At 60.5% G+C, this 17,235-nt stretch carries 9 protein-coding genes; 3 read left to right on the forward strand and 6 right to left on the reverse strand.

Going from position 1 to position 17,235, the window contains the following annotated elements:
• Nucleotides 1-687: 687 nt before the first annotated feature.
• The 4 genes from KIH79_RS10095 to KIH79_RS10110 all read right to left on the reverse strand — a co-directional run bounded on the left by KIH79_RS10095 (nucleotide 688) and on the right by KIH79_RS10110 (nucleotide 8,879).
• A complete protein-coding gene (locus KIH79_RS10095) occupies nucleotides 688-2,766 on the reverse strand; it encodes an InlB B-repeat-containing protein (RefSeq protein ID WP_219059246.1) in 2,079 nt (692 codons plus the stop codon).
• 237 nt (nucleotides 2,767-3,003) lie between these two features.
• Nucleotides 3,004-4,047: a tyrosine-type recombinase/integrase gene (locus KIH79_RS10100; protein ID WP_219059247.1), complete on the reverse strand. Its 1,044-nt coding sequence runs from the start codon at nucleotides 4,045-4,047 to the stop codon at nucleotides 3,004-3,006.
• A 405-nt stretch (nucleotides 4,048-4,452) separates the two neighbouring features.
• Complete coding sequence (locus KIH79_RS10105; RefSeq protein ID WP_219059248.1) at nucleotides 4,453-7,536, reverse strand: DUF4422 domain-containing protein; 3,084 nt, start codon at nucleotides 7,534-7,536, stop codon at nucleotides 4,453-4,455.
• 56 nt (nucleotides 7,537-7,592) lie between these two features.
• On the reverse strand, nucleotides 7,593-8,879 hold the full coding sequence (locus tag KIH79_RS10110; protein WP_219059249.1) for a glycosyltransferase family 2 protein: 1,287 nt from the start codon (nucleotides 8,877-8,879) through the stop codon (nucleotides 7,593-7,595).
• 181 nt (nucleotides 8,880-9,060) lie between these two features.
• On the opposite strand from KIH79_RS10110, the gene KIH79_RS10115 reads away from it, so the two are divergent.
• Genes KIH79_RS10115 through KIH79_RS10125 form a run of 3 tightly spaced genes read left to right on the forward strand, consistent with a single transcriptional unit; the run spans nucleotide 9,061 to nucleotide 14,494 of the window.
• A complete protein-coding gene (locus KIH79_RS10115) occupies nucleotides 9,061-10,584 on the forward strand; it encodes an alpha/beta hydrolase fold domain-containing protein (RefSeq protein WP_219059250.1) in 1,524 nt (507 codons plus the stop codon).
• 21 nt (nucleotides 10,585-10,605) lie between these two features.
• Nucleotides 10,606-13,047 carry a glycosyltransferase family 2 protein gene (locus KIH79_RS10120; RefSeq protein WP_219059251.1) on the forward strand — a complete coding sequence of 814 codons (2,442 nt, stop codon included), beginning with the start codon at nucleotides 10,606-10,608 and terminating at the stop codon, nucleotides 13,045-13,047.
• Nucleotides 13,048-13,099: 52 nt separating this feature from the next.
• Nucleotides 13,100-14,494 (forward strand): glycosyltransferase family protein, encoded by a 1,395-nt coding sequence (locus tag KIH79_RS10125; protein ID WP_219059252.1) that lies wholly within the window; start codon nucleotides 13,100-13,102, stop codon nucleotides 14,492-14,494.
• Between the two features lie 68 nt (nucleotides 14,495-14,562).
• Here KIH79_RS10125 and KIH79_RS10130 read toward each other — a convergent pair whose 3' ends face one another.
• Together KIH79_RS10130 and KIH79_RS10135 are read right to left on the reverse strand one after the other, a co-directional pair.
• Nucleotides 14,563-15,606 (reverse strand): glycosyltransferase, encoded by a 1,044-nt coding sequence (locus KIH79_RS10130; RefSeq protein WP_219059253.1) that lies wholly within the window; start codon nucleotides 15,604-15,606, stop codon nucleotides 14,563-14,565.
• A gap of 46 nt (nucleotides 15,607-15,652) precedes the next feature.
• Nucleotides 15,653-17,209 carry a sialate O-acetylesterase gene (locus KIH79_RS10135; RefSeq protein WP_219059254.1) on the reverse strand — a complete coding sequence of 519 codons (1,557 nt, stop codon included), beginning with the start codon at nucleotides 17,207-17,209 and terminating at the stop codon, nucleotides 15,653-15,655.
• Nucleotides 17,210-17,235 lie beyond the last annotated feature (26 nt).

Here is a 17,235-nt window from a genome sequence, read left to right on the forward strand (position 1 = left end):
GCTGGAAGGTCGAAGGCACCGTGTTCAAGGCCTACTGATCGTAGGGCCATTGACTCGAAGCCGTTAGGCTGACATAGCAAGCGGGGTTCCGCCAAGATAGTCTCTTGGCGGAACCCCGCTTTTGTCGTTTTCAGCCCCGTGCCTGGTCCCTTGTTGCTGTTTGTGACGTCTACTCCTCGGCCGAGGACCGCGCTGGCTCCAAGGTTTATGAGCGATCGGGTGGATCGCATGGTCATGCGGCGTACGAGAGGATCGACCGGGTGATGACGGCAAGGATTGCCGGACGATAACAGACGTCGAGACCTTGATGGTGGTATCCCGCTTGCGCGCGATGCTGCATTGCCGGCGGCACTGGCGTGCCGCGGACGCTCCCTCAGTCACGGCACGCCGTGACAGCTCCCTCAGCCGAGGGAGCCGAGGCTCCGCCAGCACCGGAGCGTGAACGCGCGACGAGAGCGACGACGATGGCCGCCGCCGAACGCATCGCGCGCAGCGCGATACCGATGCCACAGGCATGTCGGCGCGTACACGACAGAATGCGAAGAACCCATGAAAGACTTCCCAGCAAGGACGGAATCCGGGACGAGAACGACAGGAGCGGGGTTCCGCCAAGAAATCATCTTGGCGGAACCCCGCTCCTGTTATGTCAGCCTACAGGCTTCGTGCTATTGGTCTTGATCGGTGGGATCAGTAGGCCTTGAACACGGTGCCTTCGACCTTCCAGCAGTACTTCTTGGACAGGACCTTCTGCTCGTTCGAGTCGGTGGACAGGAGGTGACGGCTGCCCTTGTACAGACGGGTCACGGCAGTGGTGCCGGTGAACGTCGGGGTCAGAAACGCCACGCCCTCGTCGTTCCAAGCGGCCTTGGCGGCCAAGGCGTTGTACTCGGTCTCGTCGATGGTCCACACGTGGTCACCGTTCGACTTGTTGTACAGACGATACACCCGCTTGATGATCGGCGTAGCGGCATCCTCAAGCTGGGACGCGACCTTGTCGGCCTCGACACCGGTCAGGCCGGCGTTCTTGGCAGCGGTCTTGAAGTCCGCAAGGGTGAGGTTGACGTTCGTCGGCTCGGCCTGCTGGAAGAGTCGGCCTTCGTCGGTCCAGCCGCCACGGGTCGTCAGCTTGCTGGTGAGCACGTTGAGCTCGGACTCGTTGGCGGTGTAGAAGTGTTCGCCGCCCTTGGACAGACGATGAACAGTGGTCTGGCCCTCAACGTCCGCGCCGGTCTCGTGGGCGAAGACAAGCTTCTCCCAAGCGGCCTTCAGCGCGGAGACGATCTTAGCGGAAGTCTCGTCGGAGATGCCACTGGCCGGGGCGTTAAACTCGGCCTGCTTGTATTCCTTTTCGATCTTGGTGTACGTGGTTTCGTACTCGGCCCAGGAAGCGTCGGTGAAACGACCGCTGTTCTTCGTGACATACTTCAGCGCGGTGGCGGCAACATCGGAAGTGACCTTCACCCAGTCGGCGGTCAGCGTGAAGTCATCGCCGTTGTTCACGTCAGCGGCGACCTGAGCGTCGAAGTCGAAGTCGCTGCCGTCCGACTTGACCCAACCGGCGAGCACGTAGCCCTTGCGGGTCCACTGCGGGGCCTGATCCTCGGACACGAAGTCACCGCCGTTCACCTTGACGGCGACGTTGTCGTGCTTGCCGTCATATTCCTGATCCTTGAACGTGACGGTCAGCTGCGACGTGGTGGACTGCCAAACGGCAAACAGGGTGATACTCGAGGTGACCTTGGTGGTCTCGAAAGCGTAGAAGCTGCTCGCGCCGGACATCTTCCAGCCCTTGAACACGAATCCGGAACGGGTCGGCTGGGCCGGCTGCTTGGCGTAGCCGTTTTCGGCCACGCGCTGGGTCGCCACGTCCGAACCGCCCTGCGCGTCGAACGTCACGTAGTAGTACTTGCTAGCGGAGGCCGGATCGATCTCGAAGGTGCCCTTCTTGACGGTCTTGCCAACCTCGACCGAAGCGTTCGTGCCCGGGGTGTTCTTCCACTTCGTGTACACGACCTGCTCGGCGGACGGGGTCACGATCTGCGGGGTCGCGGTGCCGTCGGAGGTGACGTCCACAAACAGGTCATCGGCGTCCTTGCCGTCCGCGTACGCGTTCAGCGCGTAGGAGGTTGGGGCGAAACCGGCGCTCAGACCATTGAAGCGAACGGTGGTGACGTCATCCTTAAACGTGTCCGGAGTGACCTGAACGTCACCGCTGCCATCGGCCGGACGGGCCACGGCAACGTCGGACAGCTTGGAGACCGAAGACACTGCGGCGCCGGTGCCGGACACCTTCCAAGTGGCGGTCAGGCTGCCGTCGCCACCGAAGTCGGTCGGCGCCAGATTCGCGTCCAGCTTGGAACCCTTGGCCAAATACACCGTGTTGGAGCCGGTCGGGTAGAAGCCGTACGAACCGTTGAACGTGACCTTGACCACGTCATCGGCCTTCACCGCGTACTTCGCGGTGACCTTCACGTCCTTGGTCAGCGGGGCGGTGAAGTCGAACGGCTTGCCGTCCTCACCGTAGTAGCCGAGGAACAGGCCAGACTTCGCCGGCACGGTGCCGTGCAGGGCATCAATCAGGGAATCGCCGTACGTGACGGTGGCGGTGATGTCGCCGGTGACCTTGACGTCATTGACCGACGAGCCATTCACGTTCTCACCGGTGGTCGCGCTGGCGGTAAGCGCGGTCACGCCCATGGTCGCGAGCATCGCGACGGAGGCGAGGCCGGCGAGCGGCGCGCGCCAAACCTTGTTGTTTCCTGTCATAGTCAGGAACCTTTCTTCTAGGGCTATGGGTTTCCTTTCGGAAGGGTTGTGCGACCTCAATCACGGCAAGGCCTTGCAGAACCAACGGTCATCGGCTTCTCGCTTCGGACACGGCTGGACACGATTGCGATTCCGCTTTTGGCACCCGTCCGGCACAATCGACTGCTGTCGTGTCTTTCCCGGAATGGTGTTCGCCGATGTCCGGACACGACATAGACACGATGCAGACAAGCCGGTTCACCTTCGTTTTGTTCGTTTCCCTGCGGTTCCTGAGAGGGCCATGGAGCGTTCCACATCGACTGCGTCCGCCACTTGTTCGAGTCGTTCGGGGAACAGAAAACCGTACACGTCCAAGGTCAGACTGGCCGAAGCATGCCCCATTTGCCGTTGGAGTATTTTCACGTCCGCTCCGGCTTTGATGGCGATTGCCGCGTATGAGTGCCGCAGGCTGTGCGGTGTCAGCCCCTGCACTTCGTCGAGGCCGGCCTGTTCCACGGCTTTGTGCCAGATTTTCCGCCGCCAGTTGTGGTCGTTGATGTGCCCGCCTTTGACGGCGCGGAACACGTATGCGGTGTCCGGCTGCCCTTTGATCTGATCTTTCAACGGTTTGATCAGAAATTTGGGAATGGCCACCGTGCGTGGTTTGCCGGATTTTGGTGGGCCGAGCCGCTGCGCTTTCGCGCTGTTTTTCCATGTGCGGCGAATGCGCGCCTTGCGGTGCTCCAAGTCCAGATCGCCCACTTGCAGGGCGAACGATTCGTTGATGCGCGTGCCCACATAGCTTTGGAACCGTATGATGAGCGCATCCACCGGTCTGCCCACGGTCTCGGCGGCGTTTGCCAATGTTTCGATCTCGTGGATGTCGAGGAACACCAGATCCTTGTATTCGGTTTTCGGCACTTCCACGTCGCGGGCCGGATTATTCATGAGATACCGTGCCTTGACCGCGTAGTCGAGCACGCCGGCGAACACCACTTTGACGATGCTTTTGATCGAGCGCGGAGAAAGCGGTTTGGTTGCGCGCTCACCGGACAGGCTGGCCGGGTAGTCGCCGGTCGACAGGTCGCTCACCCAACGGGCCACGTCGTCGATGGTGATCGACCCAATGGGCGTGTCCGCCCAGCGCGGATTCACGTATACGCGCAGTTCGCACTCGTAGCGTGCCCGCACGCCTTCGCTGACATGGTTTTTGGATCGGAGCCACATGTCCGCGATGTCTTTGAACGGCTTGCGCGCATCGTTGGGATCCGTGTAGCGTCCGCGGCGCACGTCGTCTTCCATGCCGGCTTGGAACGCTTCCGCGTCGGCCAGTTTGCGGAATGATTTCGAATGTTGCTTGTGAGTGCCTTCCTCCACGGTGTACCAGCGGCAGCGCCATCGCATGCCCTTGCCGTATCGGGAGGAACGCCATCGTTCGGGAACCTGGGCCGTCATCGGATCACTGACGGCGGCCAGGGAGCGTTTTGCGGTGGAGGAGGGCGGGATGTCGCCGTCGTTCTTGAGCCAGAGATCATCAATCCATACTCTTGCCATTCACCTACATTAGCGGGATGCGTGATGAGGGGCGCCACTGACCGCCATCGCCGATCAAGGAATACTTGAATGGCGACGGCGGTCAGCGACGGCGGCCAACGGCCTGTCGCAGTCAGGCGCGCAAATGCAGGCGGTGACAGGCCGACGGTACTCCTATCGGCGTCCGCGCAGCATGCGGCCGACCGCCTTGACGGCGTCGCGTCGGCGTGAACCGATCGGCATGATCGGATCGATGATCTTGCGAATGGGATTGTTTTCGCCCACGGCACGGTCGTGTCGCAGCGCTTCCGCGATCAGGCGGGAGGCGGTGTCGTTGGCGATGACCGCCGAACGGGTTTCCACGGTGTCGTGCACGATCTTCCGGGTGATCTTCGTCAGCAGTTGTTCGTAGAACGGCGTCTGGCGCGCATAACGCCAGTAGATGCTTGCGAAATCGCACTCCGGATCGGTCCATGGCTTGATATAGCCGGCGTAGTGGATGATCTTCGGGTGCGCGCGCGACGCCAGATATCCGTCGTACATCGCGCTGGGCGCGCAGCTGAAGATGCGTTCCACGCGGTATTCGAGGTTGTGTACCACGTTCCATTCCCACGGCAGGTAGAGCACGTCGCCTTCGCAGTGCACGTTGAGCACGTCCTGATCGTTGTAGATCAGGTTCGGATCCGACGCGTACTCGAGCCACTGGCTGATCGTGTACCGTTCGCGCATTGCCTTGGTGTTGAGCACCAGCACGCCGGCCTGGAAATAGTCGTAGGGGTTCTTCATGCGCAGGGTCTGCTGGGAATAGCGCATGCGGATGCCGTCGGGCATGTTCAGGTTGCCCAAATAGTCGATGTCGCGCACTGCAGCCAGCAGATGATCGCCCAGTTCGGTGTCGTACAGTTCGGCGATGTCGCCGTTGATCACGATGTCGGAGTCGAGGTAGAGCACCTTGTCGTAGAACGGCAGCAACTGCTGGATGAGGAACCGGTAGTAGGTTTCCACGCTGATGTGCGCGTTGCTGGTGGTCAGCTCGTAGCCGGCCACTTCGCGCTCCACGTTCTTGAACCGTAGCGACATGTTGGAGAATCGCGACGAAAAGAACTGGCACAAACGCTCCTGACGGTCCCACGCGATGTCCTTCTGCAGCACCACCACGTCGTAGAAACGTTCCTTGGAGGCGTTTGTCATCGCGGAATAGATGGTGGTGGCCAGCTGGGAGACGTAGTTGTTGTCCGCGGCGAACACGACGGGCACCGGCTGGGGAAGTCCCGAGTCTTCCGGCCACAGCGGGCGGAGCGTGTCCTCCGGATCCGGGTGCGTGAAGTGCACGCACTGCGTCTGCTTCATCTTCCAGCTCGCACCGACGCGCTGGTGATGCATCAGATAGATGTTGAGCAGGCGTTCGGACAGGTGCCCCGGCGTGCGCATCGCTTCACGGCTGTAGTTCGTCATGTCGGTTTCCTGCTCGAAGCGTTCGAGGATCGGGAACAGCCATGCGCAATAATCTTGGAAGATCGTCTTGCGCATGATGAACATGTTGCAGAAGCAGGCGCGGTTGCCGGTCAGGAACGTTTCGATATCCTCGCGGTAGTCCGGGTGCATGTCGCTCAGAATGCGGCAGCAACGGTCCAGATCGTCGTCCACGAGCCCGGCTGCCGCCCTCCACAGCGCCTCCGGGGTACCGTGCTTGTCGATGAGTTCCTCAAGATTCTGCCAGCGCGTGGTGATCACGTCCCAACCGTCCACGGCGCGCGCGATTGTCGCATCGTCCAGCCCGTACTTGGCGACAGCCTTATCATCGATGTAATTGTCCATCACTTCGCCGTACGGATTCTCCTCATGCTCCGTGTCGGAGAAGTCGAAATAACGGCGGTAATGACAGAAGCCGTAATAGTCGGCGTCCACGTTCTTCCACGCCCAATACTGGGTGGTCAGCTCGCAGTAACGCGGATTGCGGTCGGAAATGTTCTCGCCGTCATCGTCGTGGAACGCCCACGGGAAACGGTATGAGCCCGGCTTGAGCCCCACCTGCACCGGCTGCAGGATAGAGCTCTTCGGCTTGTCCACATTCTTGTGCGTCGTCACGAAGATACGAATCCGCTGCTTGCCGTATTCGTCCAGTTCCCGAGCCCGTCCCAGATCGGCGATCAGCTCCTCCGCGCGGCCACGCACCGTCACATACCGGTGCAGGTCATCGCGGCTGCCTTCGCTCGGCGTGAGCGAGCGAGCGATCTCGGCCCAATCGTTCATACTCGCAACATCCTGCGGATGCTGCGCCTTCGACGTGCACAGCGTCCACGCCACGTCGCGCACGTGACGCCAGATCTCGCGCGCGGCCACGGCATTGCCGAACACGCGTCCCATGTCGTGCGCGGCCTGCGCCTTGCCGCTGTCCGCCACGCGCACTCGCCAGTCGTTCGACAGCAGTTCGATTGCCTTCACACGGAATCCAGCCGCGCACTCGTTGAGCCGGAACTGCGGCTGCGACGACGCGAACTCGTCGGCCGCGTCGAGGCACGCGGCGAACTGATCGCAAAAATCGGCGAACGTGGCGGCGGTGATCTGATTGGTGCCGGTCACGCCACGGCCATAATGATACCGGTATCCACGGCACTGCTTGGCGCTGCGATACGAGGTGGCGATCGCGGACAGCACGAAGCACTCATAGCCGTCCTCCGCGCGTTCCAGCCGGCGGTTGGTCATCATGGCGAACGCACGCTTGAGCAGCGACGTGCGGAAGGCACGCTGCGTAACGCGCCAGTCCACCGCATAACCGCGTGATTCGAGATACACGTTGCGCACGATGTCCTCATACTGCGCATCCGGGGTCGGCGCGTTGTTGAACCGCTCGAACGCCTGACACTCCCCGTCGAGAATGCCGTTTTCGCCAAGCACCGTCAGACCGAAGTGCAGGATGTCTACCGGCGAGCCCGCAAGATTGGCGTACAGCTCCTCGCACATGGTCGGAGCGAGGTCGTCGTCGCCGTCAAGGAAGAACGCATACTGTCCGCTGGCCGCGGCGACGCCGGTGGCGCGTGTCAGATGCAACCCCTGATTGCGGTCATGGGTGATCACTCGAATGCGATCGTCGTGTCGCGCGGCGTCGGCCAGTATGGCGGCGGTGCCGTCGGTGCTGGCATCATCCACGACGACGATGTCGATATCCCGCAGCGTTTGCGTGCATACGCTGTCCAAACACGCGCCGATATACGGTTCGACGTTGTACGCCGCGATGATGACGGAGATCTTGGGCATGATTCCTCTTTCGCTGGGTGTCGACGGTGAAGCGTCCGTCGGCGGTTCCGTTCGGATCAGTTGCTGGTTCGATGGTAGGCGATACGTTCGAACAGCGAGCGCAGCACGGTGATGGGGGAATGGTGACGTGGCACGCTCGCCGATTCCGTGTCCGGTTCGGTCTTCGGTTGCGGTGCGTTCGCCGGGCGGGAGACGAGTCCGGAATCCGTCAGATGCTGCATGGCGATGGCTTTGAGCGCGCGATAGTGATCGTTGCGAACCGATGACGGTTCCGCATACCGGTGTTCGATGTCCTGTGCCAGCCGCAGATAATGCAGTGCCTGCTCGCGGTTGCGCTGGGAGGAGTCGCTGCCGCGATCGTCTGCGACGAGGTACGCGTACGCGTAGTCGCGCACGTACCGGTACAGTTCCCCGCATACGGCGTCCGGCGGCCAGCAGCGCAGCGCACGGTCCAGTCCGGTCGGCTTGTCCGATGCCGGCAGATTATCCTGCCATTCGTTCATCGTGTGTTCGATGAGACGGTCGCGCACGTCGGCGACTCGTGCGTCCCAGTCGCTGCGATGAATGTCTTCGCTGTGGGCGGCGACGAACGCGTTGATGAGCCGCAGCGCTTTTGCGTCGCGTGCGGCGAGCGTGGAGAATGCGTCGAGCGTAAGCTGCGAACCAAGCGTCTCGCCGCGGCCAAGATGATAGACGTACCACGGAGAGTCGGGGATCGCCGCATACGAGTCGGCCAGAGCGTCGATGACGAAGCACATGTACAGGTCGTCCGAGAGCAGTAGTCGCGTGTGCGGGGCCATGGTGTATGCGCGGCGGGCCAACGTGCCGCGGAACATTTTGTGGTGGACGTGCCAGTCGAACCCGTCCTGCTGCGCGAATTGCGTGGCGAGGATCTGTTCTCCCTGCAACGTGCGCGGCATGGGGGTGAGAAAGTTGGTCATGCCGGCCGCCGCGTCACGTGCCGCATTGGTGGCAGCATCCACGCGCACTCCGTAATGGTAGATGTCGGCGGGATGCTCCTGCGCGTAGGCGTGCAGCGACGCGAGTGCTCCCGGAGCGAGTTCGTCGTCCTGATCGATCAGCAGCACGTAGTCGCCGTGCGACGCCGTGACGCCGTGCTGCCGGGTGGTCAGCGTGCCTGAGTTGTCGTCGTTGCGCAGAAGAATGACGCGTTCGTCTTCCGCCGCCAGCTGTTGCATGGTGACGTAGGTGTCGTCTGTGCTGGCGTCGTCCACGATGATGACCTCCAGGTCCCGAAACGACTGACTGGTAATGCTATGCACGCACTCCGGCAGATACCGGCTGTTGTTGTATGCGGGAATCACCACGGAAAAGACAGGCATCCGTCCCCTTCGATCGTCATGACACGAGACATGTTCAGTGTATACCACGTACGACACTGGAGCTTGAGGACAAATCCGGCCCGGCGAAGTCCTCAGTGCGCCGGAGGGAAATACCGCAGCATGACTATAGTGTTCCGAGTATTTTCGATGGATGATTGAGACTGCTGTAGGTGGGAGCGATATGCGCGGTTCGGCGCTGAAAGAACTGATGTGGCGTGCGGCCGCGATGATGGTTGTTGTGTGTATGGCTGCTTTGACGGGCGGTATGGTGCCGTCCCGGGCGATCGCCGTGGAAAGTGCGTCCTCCGTGACGGTAACCCGGGACATTGCCTATGTGAGTTCGCCTGACGTCAGCCAGTCGCAGAAGCTGGATGTCTATGCTTCGGCAAAGTCCGTCGGCTCCGTTGACGGTGGCGCGGACGCCAACGCCAACGTTGCCAAGGCCAAGCCGGCCGTCGTGTTTATTCATGGCGGATCCTGGATGAGTGGGGACAAGTCCATGTCGGCCCGCATGTCATTGGTCAACGCGTTGGTGAACAACGGGTATCTGGTGGCGTCTATCAATTATCGACTTACCACGGAGGCGGCGTGGCCGGCGCAGATCAATGACTGCAAGTCCGCTGTGCGTTTCCTGCGTGCGCATGCGGCCGAGTATGGTATTGACGTGAATCGCATCGCGGTGTTCGGTGAATCCGCGGGCGCGCATCTGGCGATGATGATGGGCGTGACCAATGGCAGCGCCCAGTTCGACGTTGCGACAGATGGCAACGGCTCTGTTTCAAGCGCGGTGCAGGCAGTCATCAGCGATTTCGGCATTGCCGACGTAACCCAGTGGGGCACACTCGACGGTGACGACGCTGCCGTGGCGGATCAGGCCAAGACTCTGTTGCTTGGCACAGGATATACCGATCAGCAGGCCCGATCGGCCAGTCCGTTGTACTACGTGAGCGCCAAGGCCGCGCCGATGCTGCTGGCCCACGGGCAGAACGATCGCACGGTGTCCTATCGACAGAGCCTTGCCATGGAACAGGCGTTGCGGCGCGCATCGGTCAGCGTGTCCAGCTGGTACCCGGAGTATGGTCCGCATGCTGATGCCGGCGTATTCAGCTCGAACACGGCGGTTCAGAGCTGGTATCTGACATTTCTTACCGGGGCCATGCCGAACGGCAATGGCCAAAGCCCTGACGATGCGAATCAGCCATCCGACAAGCCAAACGACTCTGGTGCTGCCGGTACTCCAACCGAGACGGTGCGAAAAGTGGCCGTGCACCGCCTGTATTCGCAGACGCTGCGCACGCATCTGTTCTCCATGGACGCCAATGAATACCATGCGCTGACGCAGCGGCACCGGAGCTGGCGTGATGAGGGCATCGCCTTCTTCACCCTGCGGGTTGAGAAGCTGCCATCCTCCGGATCGTCCGACGGGGTCTCGCCGCAAGTTGAAACCGCGACTCGTCTGCGTAACCGTATCAGCGGCGATTACCTGTACACCGTCAGTCGGGCGGAGGCGACGAAGCTGGCGGCTTCCGGTTGGGTTGAGGAGGGTTCCTTCGAAACCCCCGTGGCTCAGGGCAATCCCGTATACCGTTTGTACAATCGAAGGATCGGCCGTCACATGCTGGTCATCAACGATCAGGAGCGTATCGCGCTCATGCGTGCCGGCTGGCAGTCCGAGGGCATCGCCTTCCGCGCGTATGCCGACTGATCTCTCATGGAAGGATCGAGCATGACGATAACAGCGGGGACATTCTGCCGAGGAGACGGCAAGGGCTATCTCGAACTGATCCTTGAAGGCATGGAGGGGCACGAAACCTGCCAGTACGCCGCTTATGCCGAGATTGCCGGCGGCGTCATCATCCCTTGCTCCCTCTACTGGCCGGATGAAGTTGAACGGACATGGTCCGCCGCGGCCTCTCGCCGCGTCGTGCTCGCGTTTCCGCTCTTGGACGGCACCAAACTGGCCTTGCGCGTCGTCGACCACCGTCATTCGGATCACGTGCTGTTCACTTACGTGGTGGAGTCATTGCCGTCCAAAGTACGTTCGCGGCTGACCTACCGGCTGCACGCGGAACAAGCCGTCCGCATTCGAGACATTGACAGGCGTTTGCGTTCCGCGAACGGGCACGCCGAAGTGACCGGCATCTACGCAGACGGCAAAGGCGGCATGGTACTGCGGATGAGCGCCTCATTCCCGTACCGAGCCGACGCGCGGTACGCCCTGCACGTATACGACGAATCCGGCCGCCCTCTCGACGCGAGAACCGTCGTGTTGGAAGACGACGCGATTCCGCAGGTCCACGACCGCAACCTGACGGTCCGTCGCCTGTCGCTGTCCGTGCCCCTGCCGGGGCATCCCGGCACGATCTGCCTGTGCGTCCAATCCGAAGACGATCCGCTGGACGGCGCGTTCACCTGCCTGCTGCCGCCCATGTTCAGTCACATCGTCAATGACTGCCGCAATGAACTGCGCCACGCGTCGCTTGATCCGGGATACGATTCGTGGCTGCGCGGAAGACGCGTGTCGCTCGCGGAACTTGAACGGCAGCGCGACGTTGCCTCCCAATGGTTCGATGCTCCGATGATCAGCGTGGTGTGCGTGCTGTTTCGCACGCCGGAACGGTATCTGCGTGAATTGCTGCGCTCGGTGCTGTGCCAGTCCTACGAACGGTTCGAACTGATTCTGGTCAACGTGAGCGGCGCATGCGACTCCGTCGACACGGTGCTGCGCGAGATCCGGGACCCGCGCATCCGCGTGATCGTCGCCGACAATCGCAGCATCGCCGACAACACGAACGTCGGCATCCGCGAAGCGCACGGAGACTACCTCGCGTTCGTGGACCACGACGACGTCATCGAACCCGACGCGCTGTACCGATACGTGTCAGAAATTCGCGAACATCCGCAAACGGATCTGCTGTACTGCGACGAAGACAAGCTGACGGAGAGCGGACGTTACGAATGGCCGGTGTTCAAACCGGCATACAACCCGGATCTGCTGTATTCGTACAACTACATCACGCACATGCTGATGGTCAGCCGGGTCGCGCTGGACCAAGTGGAACTGTCCCCGGCGGACGTGGCCGGCGCGCAGGATTACGATTTGGCGCTCAAATGCGCCGAAGTGGCCCGCGACATCCGCAACGTGCCGTACATGCTCTACCACTGGCGCGAACACGCGGGATCGACCAGCATGAACGCGGACAGCAAACCGTATGCGGTGGAAGCCGGCCGATTGGCGCTGCAGCGGCATTTTGACAGGCGATCCATTCCGGCTACGGTCGATAGTCTGGAAGCGATGTTCCGCTACCGGCCCCGCTATCGGTTCGACAACCCGCCGAAAGTCAGCATCGTGATCCCCACCAAGGATCACGTCGACCTGCTGTCCACCTGCCTGAACGCGCTGTTCGAGCGCACGGCGTACGCCGATTACGAAGTGATCGTGACGGAAAACAACAGCGAAGATCCGCAGACCTTCGCCTATTACGAAGAACTGCAGCGTGAGCACGACAACGTCACCGTGGTGCGTTGGCCGGGCAAGGGCTTCAACTATTCCGCAATCTGCAATTTCGGAGCGAAGCACGCTTCCGGAGACATCCTGCTGTTTCTCAACAACGACACGGAAGTGATCGACGAACGCTGGCTGGCATCGATGGCCGGATTCTTCACCCGGCCCGAAGTGGGCGTCGTAGGCGCGAAACTGCTGTATCGCGACGGGCTGGTGCAGCACGGCGGCGTGTGGGTGTCACCGGGTGGTTGCGATTATCTGAACCAGCGCTGTGGGGCTGGGGAACTCGGCTACATGGAAACGCTGCAGCATCCGTTCGATTGCGCGGCGATCACCGGTGCATGCCAGATGATTCGACGCAGTGTCTTCGACAAGATCGGCGGTTTTGACGAGAAACTGGACGTGGTGCTCAACGACGTCGATCTGTGTCTGCGCAGCAACGCCGCCGGATACCTCACTGTCTTTGACCCGGATGCGCTGCTGTACCACAACGAATTCAGCAGCCGTGGGCATGACGAGCAGGATCCCGCCAAGGCTGCCCGGGCCATTGACGAACAAATGCGGTTCTATGCCCGTTGGAACAAGAAGCTGCTGGCGGATCGGGGCAGGTATTTCAACTCGAATCTCGACCAGTATAATGGCCACTTCAAGATCGTGTACTGAGTTGCGCGCTGATTCGCTTCGTGATCTATCGGTGAGATGAAAGGGAACGTGCATGGGTGAGCATTCGGCGCCTGGACGCCGCGGCATGACGGGACGTTTGATGATCGGCACGTTCTTGACCTGCTATTTTGTTGTGTTGTGCTGTCTGTCGGCGAACGTTCCGCTGGAACGAAACTTTTTCCCCGACGAAAAAGGACGGCTTTTGCTGCCCATGTTTCTCTACGAACACGGGACGCTGCCCACCGGCTATGAGGAAAGCGTGCGCATGAGCCCGTGGGGGTTCTCGTATGCGAACTATCCGTTGCTGCTCAGCACGGTCATCGGTGGAATGCTGATGAAGATCGCCGGACTGATGACGACGAACACGCACTGGATCGTGTTCGCGGCACGATTGGTCAGCATCTGCTCCGGAACCCTGTTCGCGCTGTTCGTCATCGCCGCATCGCGCGTTCTCTTCCCGCGGCCGGTGTCCTGGCTGTTCCCGGCAGTCGTGGTCATGCTCCCGCAGATCATCTTCCTGTCGCTCTACTTCAATAACGACATCGTCGCATTGTGCGGCAGCTCGATGATCCTCTACGCATGGGCGCTGGCGATGCGGGATCGGTGGAACCGGAACAATGTGGTGTTGCTGTCGGCGGGAATCGTCATCGTGGCGCTCTCCTACTATAACGCCTATTCATGGATTCTGATGAGCATCATCGTCTACCTCGCGATATGGTCGAAAACCGCAGGATCCTTCGGACGCGTACTGCGCGACCAGTCCTTCTGGCGACTCTCGGCGCTTGCCGTCGTCATCGTATTGGCCTGTATCATACCGTTTTTTGCACGGGCCGCAGTCATCAACCACGGCGATTTTCTCGGCCTGTCCACAGTCCGCACCATGAGCGAACGGTACGCGCGCAGCGAATTCAAACCCAGTAACAGGGCCACACCGAAGAATCTGGGATTCAGCCTGCCTGAAATGCTGGTGACGCACTACTATCACGGAGACGGCAACAACTGGCTGCTGTCCACCTTCCGCAGCACCATCGGCGTATTCGGACAGATGGGAGTATACCTGTCGAGCGTCGTATACCTGTTCTACGGCTGCTTCTGGGGAATTGGTCTGTGCTCAGGTCTCGTTGGCGCCGTATCGTTGGCGCTGCGGCGCGAATATCGGAACCGTGTGCTGATCGATGGCGTCATGGTGGCGAATATCGTCATTGTCGTGGCGCTTGCATTGCAATACAGCTATGCCACGGATTATCAGGCTCAGGGACGCTACGTGCTTCCGGCGATTCTCTCCCTGACGTATCTGGTGGTGTCCGGATGGAAATTCCTGCTGGACACCGTGGTCCGGAACGTCACCGTCCGTGTCGTTGTCGTGATTGGACTATGTGTTGCCGCCTGTGCTATTGCGATATATGCGTTCGGCATCGTGTATCTGCCGGCAAGCGGTGTGATCTGATCCGACGGGCGCTGCTGCCCCGTCGAACACGGACCGGCAGGGCAGCATGCGGGAGACGACCCTTCAGCTTAGCGAGCGTTTCCGTGGCCATGGTCGTCGGTATCGCCTGCCCGATGGCCCAAAGGTCCCTGCTCGGGATCCGAGGAGATCATGTACAACGGCATTCCCATGTCGGTGCGCACGCTGATGCCGATGTATTCGGCGACGATACCGATGGACAGCAGTATCAGACCGCTGAACACCAGAAAGACGATCATCAGGGAGGTCCAGCCGGGGACCTTGACCGCATGGCTGAACAGTTGCATGAAGAACAGGACGATCGCCCAGACAATGCCCGCACAGGAGGCCAATCCTCCGATGAAGCTGACAAAACGAAGCGGTCGAGTGCCTCCGGTGATGACCATGCGCCAGAAATGACCGAGCAGACGCACCAGATTATACGAAGACTGGTGGTCTCCCTCGGACCGGAGCGTGACCGGGCATGTGGCGATCCGGTTGGCGACCCAGCCCAACGCCACATCGAGATACGTACCGTTGCCGGCATGGGTCGCCAACGCGCGCGCAACATCGCCGAGAATCAGTCGGAAGCTCTGATACTTTGGCGCGTCCGTCGATCCGAGCAGGTGCTTGGCCACGAATTTCGCGCCCCATGACGTGACGTTGCGGAACAGGGAGTGCGGCGCCGCGTTGACCGGATCCGCGTAGACGACATCCGCCTGCTGATCCAGCGCAGTGTCGAGCATGGCTCCGATCGCATGGGGATCATGCTGTCCGTCCTCGTCCATCGTCACCACCCAAGCGCCTTTGCTTACGGAGATGCCGGCCAGCGTCGCCGGATGCTGACCGAAATTGCGGCTGAGCCACACGCCGTGCACGTAAGGCAACTGCCGTTCCAGTTGACGGATCACCTTGTCGGAGCGATCCCTGCCGTGATCAAACACCGGCAAAATCTCCGACACGCGATACAGATTCCCCTCCGGGGAGCGTTGGACGTCGTGGAACGTGGACAGTTCCGTCACCACGTTCGATAGGGTGTGCTCCGCTCCGTAGACGGGGATGATAACGGAAACGTCATGCACGTACTGCTTGTCGGAATGCTCGATGATTGCCATAGGTCACATTGTCCTTACTGATAAAACCGTATTGTTCGGGGGGGGGCTATTCGTCGTCCGAATCGACCGTGATGGTGAAGGGGCTCGCCGGCAAATCGTATGAGTTATACAGCAACGTCCTGGGGGAGGGATCCGACTCCCACAGATACCTGACCTGCCGGATACGACGAACTTTTCTGGAGGACACGATCAGCACGTCATCCGATATCGATGCGTCCGCCGGATGGAATACCCCGTCATCGCCCGCTGCCTCGACATCCGACAGGTCCGACGATGTGGGAATACTGAACGTGTATTCGTTCGCGTTGAGGGTATAGTTCGGCTCCAACACGGTTAGCCCGTCTCCGGTGTCGTCCTTGAACGAGATGACTGCAGTGCTGCCATCGTCACTGACCGCGCTGACCGCCAATGGGCCATTGGGCACTGTAGAACCATTCTGCATGGCCTCCCACTGTTGTGCCATTCTCGCTGCCACCAACTCCTTGCCCAATGGGTGAATTAACGCATCGGTACCCTTGTCCGTGTCGATGCTGACGGTCATCGCCAATGCGTCATTGCCTGAGGCCTTCGCGGCGATGGCAAGCTGCGCTTGTCGAATCGTGCTCCAATTATTCCCGTCTTGGTATCGTGCAAGCTGCACGTACAGGAACGGCAGGTTCCTATCCTTGAAAAATGTCCGATACTGGTCGATGAGTATGGAGAAATTGTATTGGTAGGACAGTGCGGTTTCATCGGAATCGGCGTCCTGCTCTCCTTGATACCACAGCACGCCGGCGACACGGAAACCTTTGAGCGGAGCGATGTGGGTGTTATAGATGTCTCCCCCGGCCATTTGCCTTGTGATGGTGGTACCGCCCCATGCGATCTGAACGATGCCGACCGGTATGTTTGGCTGGCTCTCTCTCACTTTCTGTGCGAAGAACTGGGGGAGATAACCGAAATAATCGGAGTTGCCGGATATGGCCGGCAGCCATGACTCCTCGTTGTATGCGCGCAACGGAAGCTGCTTGAGAGCCGTGGACGAGGCTGTTTTGTCGGTGACAAGAAAGAAGACATGGCTGTCGTCGATGGTCTGCGGCAGATCCGAGACGGTGAGTCTCGACCCTAAATTGGCTTTCCGAATGGCATCCGACTGGTAGTAATCGTAATAATTGGCCTCCATGTTCGATTGTCCGGCGGCGAGAAACACGTCTCCGACATAGACATGGCGCAACTTGGCGAGCACGGTCTTGCCGCTGGAGACGATGAGCGAATACGGTTTGAGTCTGGCTTTAGGCGCGCGCAGAGGCACTTCGAAGGAACCTGAGGCATCGGCCTGCACGGTACGGGACGATGTTGTCTTTCCGCCCTCGAAAGCGACGGTAATGGTGGCATTCTGGTCGGTGGTGCCTCTCAGCATTGTCGTCGCGTTACGCTGGAATACCATGTTTTCCGTGTAATAGTTCGGCAACGTGGCGAATGTGGCCTGTACGAAATCGCGTTGTTGGGCGGATGCCGTGCCTTGTCGGACGAACAGCTGGGATGCGGTCACCATGAGGACGATCGCGATGGTGAGGCTGATCGCAAGCATGGTTCGCCGTATCCAGAACTGCGATTGCGCCATGTCGGTCGCCTCCTTTCATACGCTGT

Source organism: Bifidobacterium miconis, assembly GCF_019331735.1.
GTDB classification, from domain to species: Bacteria; Actinomycetota; Actinomycetes; order Actinomycetales; family Bifidobacteriaceae; genus Bifidobacterium; species Bifidobacterium miconis.